This is a genomic window from Legionella santicrucis, assembly GCF_001468135.1.
Lineage (GTDB): Bacteria > Pseudomonadota > Gammaproteobacteria > Legionellales > Legionellaceae > Legionella > Legionella santicrucis.
Window position 1 is genome coordinate 295,325 of the sequence record NZ_LNYU01000085.1, and the last position, 10,769, is coordinate 306,093.

Here is a 10,769-nt window from a genome sequence, read left to right on the forward strand (position 1 = left end):
CAGCACCCAAGACGCACTGCAAAACAATGAAGCCTTGCAACAAGTCCTTGCTTTTATCCTCTCTACCAAGAACCATGAGTTACTGCAGTTATTAGGGGAGTGTGCTGCCAATCACCAAGAAGTCTTTGACGCGCTGTTAGCAACTAACCGGTATTATCTGCAGCAACTAAACCAAGGAATCATCGCTTTTGATGCTCTGGAACAAGGTGCTTCTATTAATGCGAGGAACAAAGAGGGGCAAAGCGCCTTGCATCTTGCGACCTTAAACGCCGATAAGAAGAGCATCAGCACCCTCATTGCACGGGGTATTAATGTAAACATCCAAGATAAAGACGGCAATACGGCTTTAATCCATGCCCTGGAAACAATACTCTACAAAAATAAAAACGAGGTTGGACGCGATATTGCCCAACAATTGATTGCAGGACAGGCGCAACTTGACATCAAAGATGATGTTGAAAATACACCGCTTATCATCGCCGTTCAAAACAAGGACTTAGCCATGGTGAACTATCTTCTGGAACACGGAGCTTGTCTTGAAACCTTTGATGGCGACATGAAAACTGCTTTATTTTGGGCAGCTGAGAACGGAGATGAGGACATTTTTGATGTGCTCCTGAAACATGGTGCTCAAGTCAATGTGGCTAGTTATCCAGAGGAAAATACGCCACTAATGGCCGCATTAAGCAATCACCATTGGGGTATCGCCCAAAAAATCTTGTCCCAAACAGATGTGGCCATAAAACAAAAAAACAGACATGGTAAGACAGTTCTTCATCTGTCTGCTATGAATGCTGAAATCCTAAAGACCATGCTGGAGTTATTGCCGGAAAATCAACGTCTAGAGGCGGTAATGATTCAAAACAAATATGGCAATACAGTACTTCATGATGCTGCTAAGAATGCTGAAAGCCTAAAGACCATACTCGCGTTATTGCCAGAAAATCAACGCTTAGAGGTGGTGAAGGTTAAAAACCAATATGGCGATACAGTGTTCCATCTGGCTGCTTCTAATGCTGAAAGCTTAAAGACTCTTCTCGCATTATATCCAGAAAATAAATGTCTAGAGGTGGTGATGATTCAAGATGAAGATGGCACTACAGTACTTCATGATGCTGCTAAGAATGCTGAAAGCCTAAAGACTATTCTAGCATTATATCCAGAAAATCAACGCTTAGAGGCGGTGAGGATTCAAAGCAAAGATGGCACTACAGTACTTCATGATGCTGCTGATAATCCTGAAAGCCTAAAGACTATTCTCGAGTTATTACCAGAAAATCAGCGCTTAGAGGCGGTGAGGATTCAAAGCAAATATGGTAGCGATACAGTACTCCATCTTGCTGCTAAGAATGCAGAAAGCCTAAAGACCATTCTCGAATTATTACCAGAAAATCAACGCTTAGAGGCGGTGATGATTCAAAACGAAGAGGGTAGAGCGGTGCTTCACGATGCTGCTGATAATCCCGAAATCCTAAAGGCTGTTCTAAAATTATTACCAGAAAATCAGCGCTTAAAGGCGGTGATGATTCAAAACAAATTTGGCAGAGCAATGCTTCATGATGCTGCTGATAATCCTGAAAGCCTAAAGACCATTCTGGCGGTATTGTCAGAAAATCAACGTCTACAGGCGGTGATGGTTAAAAGCGAAGAGGGCAATACAGTACTTCATGATGCTGCTAAGAATGCTGAAAGTCTAAAGACCATGCTCGCGTTATTGCCGGAAAATCAACGTCTAGAGGCAGTGATGATTCAAAGCAAATATGGCAAAACAGTACTTCATCATGCTGCTAAGAATGCCGAAAGTCTAAAGGCTATTCTAGCATTATATCCAGAAAATCAACGTCTAGAGGCGGTGATGATTCAAGACAAATATGGCAAGACAGTGCTCCATCTGGCTGCTCCGAATGCTGAAAGCTTAAAGACTATTCTCGCATTATATCCAGAAAATCAACGTCTAGAGACGGTGATAATTAAAAACAAAGGTGGCAATACAGTACTTCACGATGCTGCTAAGAATCCTAAAAGCTTAAAGGCCATTCTAGAATTATTACCCGAAAATCAGCGTTTAGAGGCAGTGAGGATTCAAGACAAGTTTGGCGATACAGTACTTCATCTGGCTGCTGGTAATCCTGAAAACCTAAAGACTATTCTAGCGTTATTGCCGGAAAATCAACGTCTAGAGGCGGTGAGGATTCAAAACGAAGAAGGCAGAGCGGTGCTTCACAATGCTGCTACGAATGCTGAAAGCCTAAAGACTATTTTCGAATTATATCCAGAAAATCAACGTCTAGACACAGTGAGGATTCAAGACGAGTATGGTATTACAGTGCTCCATCTGGCTGCTACGAATACTGAAAGCTTAAAGACTATTTTCGAATTATTACCAGAAAATCAACGTCTACAGGCGGTGAAGATTCAAAACAAATACGGCACTACAGTACTTCATCATGCTGCTATGAATGCTGAAAGCCTAAAGACCATTCTCGTGTTATTACCGGAAAATCAACGTCTAGAGGCGGTGATGGTTAAAAACAAGGATGGCAATACAGTACTTCATCTGGCGGCTGATAATCCTGGATGTTTAAGGATCATTCACGCGTTATTGCCTGCAGAAACTGACCATAGTAATGAAAATAAGGAACAAACTGTATTGTTTTCAAATGAGGATACTTTAATGTCCCAAAACAGGCACTCATTTTTCTTGACTGCTAAAGAAAATAAGAGTGACAAAGATGTACGGCATAACCCAGCCCCTATTTAAGGATTACGTTGCAAAAAAATAATATAGTGAAAAAATCAGACCTTTTATGATCTTATGTATGTTTTTGTGAAACAGTGCACAGAAAACAAGAGGTCTAAAGTGGATCAATGAATAGAATTGTATGGTTTTTTCGATGATTTTTGTCGCAAATTTTTGCCACGTTTTGAGCAATACATGCTGAATATTTCTGGACGATCCCCAAACAAAAAACCAAACAGAGATTACTTTGTAGACGCAACACCTATTGAAGAAAACTATTTAAAATCAAAATATTGTGATACGTCAAAATTCCAAAAAACGGCCTAGAATTGCTTAAACGGCAGAGAGTAGCCACAGTTAGTCCTGTTTTAATTACAACATTAACTATAGAGTAATAATTTTTATTCGAGCATTTTTTATTTCGAGGGGGAAATACTTTTATCCATAATGGTTATTCATGTTATCAAATCTATTAAAGAAAAAAATAGTTCGAGTCAAGACTGTTTTTTTAATTTTTGTTTGGTTAAAATGGCTATGCTTTAATTCCTTTTTAATATCCCAACCTGTGGATATTTCTTGAGCCCCTAATATTAAATCAATCTTCAATATTTCTTAATGTGCTTGTTTTAACAGGTTTATTTTTATTTTAAGTAAAATTCACCTTTGTAAGTTATACACATTTTCTGTGGATAAGTCTGTTTATAGATTGTCAAATTTCTTGTGATAAATAACAGATTAGGACTTCTATGTGTAGTGATAAAGTATTAGTAAACTGCTTCTAAACGAGTAAAGAAAATAGATAGGGCATTTTCGAGTATTTTTAAAGAGACTGTAGATATGGATATCAAGCCTATTAAAGGGGAGGTATGTAGAATATGTATCTTCTGTATTAAAAAAGATGAAGCAGTCGCCTGTAATGTGATGATTAATAATGAATAATATTAACTCCATTCTCTTTACAAGTACTTACAGAAAAAAAGAAAATACTCGAAGAAAAACTAGAAATGGCCATCATTAAATGAATAGTACTAAAATTTCTACAGATTTCATGAGTAATTATATTATTATGGGCGGCGGTCCCGTAGGGTGTTATTTAGCCTATACTCTATTAAAACAAAAAAATGCTCGTGTTTTTATACTTGAAGGTCGTGTTTTTGAACGCCCGCAAGTTATTCGTATTCCTTTCTGTATTGCTAAAAATTTACCTGAGTATGTAAAAAATATAATGTGGGCAGATGAAGAAACACGCTTACGAATATTTAATACACATCAAGCAGATGATGAAAATTTTTGGCCAAAACCAGGCTATCCTTATTGGCCATGGATTAATATTGGTTTATTCCAAGAAAGTATGATTCATTTTCTTCAAAATAATACCGAATATAAAAATCGATTCTTCTTCATTTCTGTTTACTTTGATTTAGAGAAAATAAATTATCAATCAGAAATAAAAAAAATACTTTCAGTAAATCATCCAACAATTATAGAAAATATAACTGCAATTTATTGTACTTGCGGGACCTATGCAAAATCATTAAGAAGCGAATTAAATCTTCTCAATGGAAAAATATCTGAACCTAAAGGCCATGGTGTTTATTTAATTTATCAAAATAAAGGTATAGAGAATTACCTCAGAAATTTTAATCCTATTTTATATACAAAATTAGGTGAAAATGGTATTTCGTATGCAGCATCTAATAATTGCAATTATGATGTTCAACTATATACCTATCCATCTGGTGAATTATCTTCTGTATTAAATGAAGTACCAGAAGATTTTATTCAACATGTAACATATAACTCTTCTTTCAATCGGCTCGATATGACTGGGAGAGCGTTATCTGAAAATTCAAAGCAATGGTTCGAAAATTATAAAAAAATTATTATCAGTGAAACAAAGAAACATGGAATTGAGCTACCATCCGATTTAGAAAAAATAGAAATTTTCTATGCTTCTCGTAGCGAATATTATTGGAATGGTGCTGCAATAATGGTTCCATGGCAAAAAAATCTTTATGTCCCTATATTTTTTCTTGGGGATAGTGCTGGAAGCACTGATTATAAATTTGGCTTGAGCGTTGGTCGTGGATTTTTAGCTGTCGATATGCTGATAAATTCAATGCAGTATTATTGCTATGATTTTGATAAAATTGTTTCAAATTATCAAATTTATTGGAATAAGATAATTTCTTGTGAATTTAATAAAGGACCATTGTTGTCATTAGAACCATGGATTCAATATCAATATTTAATAAAAGGCAGGGAGGTGCAATTTCACAATAATAAACGTATTCACTATATTGATAATGAACAATATGAAATTTATTTAGATGAATATCAAAATCTTTCAACGGATTTTTCAAAAACCAGCGAAACGAGTTCTATTTTATTTATTAACACAAAAGCGATAAAAGAAAATATCGAAAATATTATTTCTTTTGGGAAACAGTGCTCTTATTCAAAAATAATTGGGGTGATAAAGAGTAATGGCTATGGATTAGGATCCAAATTAGTTTCAGATTTAGCGATAGAAGCAGGTATCGATTTCTTAGCAGTTGCTAAGTTGCAAGAAGCAATCGCACTGAGAAACGCTGGGATTCCCGGCTCTGTTCGTCTCATGACTTTTGAAGCACCTATGATATATGATCTTAGCACTTATGCCGCCAATCAAATTGAAGTTATTTTACCTTCTAGCAAAAATGCAGCATCCATAAAAATGATTGCAAAATGGTTGCAAAATAAGCATCGTATTTTTGGAAAGTTAAAAGTACATATCATGGTTGATACAGGCTTGCGGCGAGATGGGGGCTATGAGAGTAATATACCTGATTCAGTTATGGAAACTATTTCAAAATTACAACTTCTTGATCCTAATCAAGTTGAGTTTGCAGGATTGTCTACGCATTTAGCTTGTTATCGTTGCACGGATTATAATGGAAACGAAATCATTAATTTCCGTTCTCTACAATTCCATAGATTAGAGGAAGTTATAAAATTTCTTTTTTTACAGGGCGTTCATATCCCTTTGATCCATATTGGAGGAGGACTTGCTCTTCTTGCTGAGAAATGGCCGTTGCAATTTGAAAAACTTTCAAAAGAATTTAATGTGAGATTGTATACAAGAGTAGGGCATGGGCTTTATGGCATGGAACTTGAAAAGGATTTGCATTTAGATAGCCCAAGGCTTCGCCCAGTTGTGCAAATGGATTTACAAGTACGTAATGTTTTTTATGTTGAAGAAGGGGAACCTGTATCTTACGGTGGTTACTGGCGTGCTCCTAAAGATGGTGCTTGGATAGCTACCCTCTCAGGGGGATGGGCTGAAGGAGTCCCGCGTACAGCCCAAACATTAGGAGAATGGCAACATGGGATGATGGTTTGTATTAATAATCAGCACTATCCTATCGTTGGAAAAATTAACATGAATGCAATGATGGTAAATTTGGGATCTTTGACAAAAGTGAAGCCAGGAGATAGGGCAATTATTTTTGGATGGAGAGATCATGAACCAAAGTTGAATGACTTGGCACAACTAAGTGGTCAAATTGCTCCATCTATTATGGTTAATGTGCCATCCTCAATGCCAAGAGTAGCAGTATCAGAGTAATACTCATGATTGGGAGATTTAATACTTTGTCATAAAAATAGTTTCAGATGTAAAACGAAAAAATCTCTAGGACGATTTTAAATTTCTAGTTGATGAAACTGCTCAAAACCGAGCCTCATTCTCAGGCTGTGAGATTTTTTTGTCGCAGAAAGGGCGGTTCTGCCCTGGGTTTTTTCATTCGTTTTAATACTATTTGAGTAGGCTTTGGCGCATATAGCCTACTCAGCCACAAAAAATATCAACAAAAGGATCGGTAATTGACGTTTACCTTGTCTTCTTTCTCTGTAGATGTAAAAAATTGCGAAGATAAAGGGATAGATGATGCCGTCTTACTCAGTTGAGACATGAGTGGATCAATATTTGCCTGGTTTTTAAAAAAATCAAGTACGGCAGGATTCATGGTTGCAGCTCTAATAGAGTAGAGGCTATAGAGTGGGGTATCCCTTGTAATACTTGTAAATGATGATGTTCTTTAACCTGATCCATAATGATGGAACTTCTGAATAACTCCTCGTTTCGCGGTTGGAAACCCTCGTAGATATACCTTACCTGGTTCACAAAAGTAAACTTTAATTTTTGATATATCAGTCAAAAGAATTTTACGACAACCGTATATAATGTCCTGGATAGCTAGTTTCATAGGTGTTTTTGCGTAGGAGCTACCTATGCAATATAAGTTCTCATCATAAGAGAAAATCATATCTACAACTTGATTGGGCTTAGTTTTTGTTTTATTAGCATAAACTTGCTCTACAGTCATATTTAAATAATCTTCTACTAATTTATACGGTAGATCGTCAAAAGATCGTATAAAAACTCCCTTTAAGTAAAACACCATATAATAACAACTTGCTGAAAAATAACAACAAAATTAATAAAAATGGGCGGTGTGATTAAAATAAGCGACTCCGTAAGCAATGAAGTCCGCGACCACGAAATAAAAGCAAATGGGCACTTGTTGACTCCATGGCTAATCAAAAGATCTATCTTCAGTTATGCAGACTTACCGGAAGTTCGGGTTATTTCTTTCTGACATTGGCGCAACTCAATTCTAATGTGAGTTGCGTCTGGTAAATAAAATATTTTAAAGTTTTGTGCCGAATTCCCAAAAAATTCGCTATTTGTGCTCCAAACTATTACGGCAAAACTCTTTTATGGGTTAGCTTCCATAACTAACTTTTAGCTCAAGTTCCTCAGACTGCTTTTCTTGTTTTTCTGATTGGAAAAATTTAAATTGATGTACATTATTAGCTAAAAACCATTTAGCCAAAATATCACAATCAGTTTTCAAATCTTTCATTGCCAGCTTTCTTAACCCTTGTCTAATTAGCGCTTGAGCTTCTAGAGGGATAATTTTACAACCTAGTGTTAGATCCTTATCATTTTGAAGCAGATATTCCTGAATCACATGCAATTGTTTTTCAATTTCAACTGTATTTTCAAGATTATAAAGTTTTGAGCAAATGACCATTAATCTCATACTATGAATACGATGTTGCAAGCCTATGCCAATGGTATTGACAATATCCTCACACCAGTTATCAAGCTGATACTGTTTATCAGTAAACTGACCACCAAGCCTTATCATTAAGCCTTTTAAAGCAGTACGTTTTTCCTCAGCTGTAAAAGGAGTTAATGTATCCAACAAGGTATTATTAACATTAACCAGGGTCGCTTTTAATGTTTCCTCTGCCTTGTCAGCAATATTTATCAATGCATCAAAAAATTCATGATAGTTAATAAGGTATTGATAATCTCTTAATGCATTACTTGGGGGAAATCGATCTTGATAAACAGTATTTAAAATATTCCGTTTTGCAAAAAATGATAAAATCTTAATCTGTCCTAATTCATCTAAAGCCCAATCATGATCAATTTTATAAAGATTTTTTTTATTTAATACAATATTGCCAAGATGGAGATCCCAATCTGAAACTAAAAAACTTGTGGCAATGATATAACAAAACTGAGTCAAAAACTGACTATCTTCTTTATAGCTTTCATATTGAAATTTCGAAAATAATTGTTCACCTTGAAATATTGAATTTCGGGAAGTAATAAAATCTAAACGTCTAGGAATGATAGTTTCCAAATTAGCTAAAAATGGCTGGGTTAGAAATACACTGCCCTCATCTGAGCAAAGGGATTGCGTCGGCAATATGTTTGAGCAAAGCGGATGAGCAATAACACTTGCAATCTTGCTGGCTAAAATATCTTCTAAATGCTTAGGTTTTTTAAAAATAAATTGCTCTTGTTTTTGATTTTCATATATCGCTGCATTTTTAAAATGAGGCGGTGTAGGTTGTAGGGTATATCCTTCAAATTGAAGATTTTTAAATGATAATGGGAAAGTAGGCTTATCAGGTACGATTGGTGCTTGTAATATACCTAACCATTTATTCACTAATGGTTCTGATATGAACGACATTAAAACTGATTCCGAAATGGTTTTGGCAATGATAAGACCTTCACTAGGAGACTCAAAAGTATTGATTTCATATAGGGACTTTAATTCTAGATACAGGTTGAAGATTTTATTTAATGTAACAAAGCTTTTTTTGTCTAATTTTTGTTCGATTTCTTCTTTTATCTGAGATAAAATTTCGGAAGCTTTTTCTCTTAATAGAACTCTTACAAATATTTCTGCAGCAAAATCAGTAATATTAGTTAAAGATTCTTCGTTTAAGTGAACAACAATATCATGAAAAACGGTCCAGTTATCAATAGAAATAAGATTAGAGATATCTGTTTTGAATTCCCTTTTAAGTTCATCCCAGTTAAAATGACTCACGTATTCAGGTTCTATTTCTTTAATTTTGTCAAAAAATTGATTTAACAACATATTACATCTATTGATAAACACATATTGTTTATAAGCAAAAAAATACAAATAAGTGTTTTTTGCTTTTTGCATGAAATATTCAAACATTGTACTCTCCTGTAATGTGTATTCCTTAAATTACAATAAATATAGTGTTAATTATATTTTTAGTATGCTCCTTTATTGATCTTTGAATCTTTGAAATTAGCATAAAATAAATATATAAATCAATAATATATTGTTTCTTAGCACGGACTAAAAAAATGGTTACTTGATCAAGAACGATCCGCGTAAAAAATCTATCTAATTCTATATTTTCAATAGGTTATGTTATTTGTAGGCAAGGAATATTAACCCTATTGAAATCAAAGAAAATTAAATTGAATTTTTAAAATAAGAACCGCACGGACGACTAAAGTACGCGCTTATATCTTGACTATCGTCTGTGTCCTTAACGAGTATATGACCGAGTTTAGTTTTTATCACTTCTGAAGTGGATACATTACCTTCACTAAGTATATTTTTTCAGCTTTTGTAACCTGTTCATTTTTGACAGTTATATTTAACAATCAAAAGACTAAAATTAGGGGCATATTAAAATGAGGAGAATCCTTTTTTGGTTTGTTAATTAATACAAATATCAACCCCTATGTGGTTAGTAAAAAAGCTGATTTTGCCCCTCACATAATCCAACCCAAGAGAAAGAAGATATGCCAACCTTGTCCATGCTGGATATTCTACAAGAGCTCCAAACCCTCCAGGGATTACAACAAAAATCACTCGTCTTTAGTGACAAAGCCAATGAGCTCATCGAACGCATTCACCATGATTATGGTGATGAAGGGGTCTCTTTCATGAAAGCTACGTTACAGCAATGGGGATTAGGTGACTTTAGAGAAGCAACGGCACTGCTTAACACCACTCTTCCTCAAAATGATAAAGGATTTGTTCATCATGGCTGTTATCAAAAAGTACTTCCTTTATGTCAATTAGCCCTTATCGTAGAACAAAATGGGGTGGCTGAAGACCACGCCCTTAAATTAGCCGCGATTTTTAAGGATGAAAAAGCGGTATTACATTATTTACTCCAATTTAAAGACTATAATGCCTACAACTACCTGGTTCATGATGCGTGCTTATTTGAGCTGCCCAAAGCCGATACGTGTGCGTTTCCGCAATGGCTAAAACTGGCCAACCTTTACCTTGCCAATCCTCGTTTTCGCGCTATTTTGCCGCATGCAGAAGCCATTGAGGCGATGGGAAAAATGGGCAAGAAAGCAACGAAACAAGAAGGCCAAAAGTTTGATGCGGCAATAAGGGATAAAATTCAAGAGGTCAAAAAGGAACTCGCTACGGTATCAAGACAATATAAGACTCTTAAGAAAAAGCCCTTGGCTAACCCCGAAGAACGCATGGCGCGCGAGGAACAGCTGAAAGTATGCAGTCAACGCCTATTTGAGCTGCAAACCCAACTCGTCTTGCTTTGCCAAGGACGATTACCTTTAGCAAATGTTGACATGATTGTTTTGGAAGCCTTTTATGCCAAGTACCAACAAGAAAGCAGCGCGGCTCAAAACATTTTAATTCAAAATGGCATCAGC

The 10,769-nt window shown here is 35.5% G+C and carries 4 protein-coding genes; 3 read left to right on the forward strand and 1 reads right to left on the reverse strand.

Annotated elements, in window-relative coordinates; translation table 11 throughout:
- Together Lsan_RS16700 and Lsan_RS16705 are read left to right on the forward strand one after the other, a co-directional pair.
- A partial coding sequence (locus Lsan_RS16700; RefSeq protein ID WP_193392737.1) for an ankyrin repeat domain-containing protein occupies positions 1–2,761 on the forward strand: 2,761 nt, incomplete at its 5' end.
- 997 nt (positions 2,762–3,758) lie between these two features.
- A complete protein-coding gene (locus tag Lsan_RS16705; RefSeq protein ID WP_058515251.1) occupies positions 3,759–6,347 on the forward strand; it encodes an alanine racemase in 2,589 nt (862 codons plus the stop codon).
- 1,159 nt (positions 6,348–7,506) lie between these two features.
- On the opposite strand, the gene Lsan_RS16715 is transcribed toward Lsan_RS16705, so the two are convergent.
- Positions 7,507–9,276 (reverse strand): hypothetical protein, encoded by a 1,770-nt coding sequence (locus Lsan_RS16715; protein WP_058515253.1) that lies wholly within the window; start codon positions 9,274–9,276, stop codon positions 7,507–7,509.
- A gap of 602 nt (positions 9,277–9,878) precedes the next feature.
- Between Lsan_RS16715 and Lsan_RS16720 the strand changes: the two genes are divergently transcribed.
- Positions 9,879–10,769 (forward strand): hypothetical protein (locus Lsan_RS16720; RefSeq protein WP_193392738.1); only part of this gene is annotated, 891 nt, incomplete at its 3' end.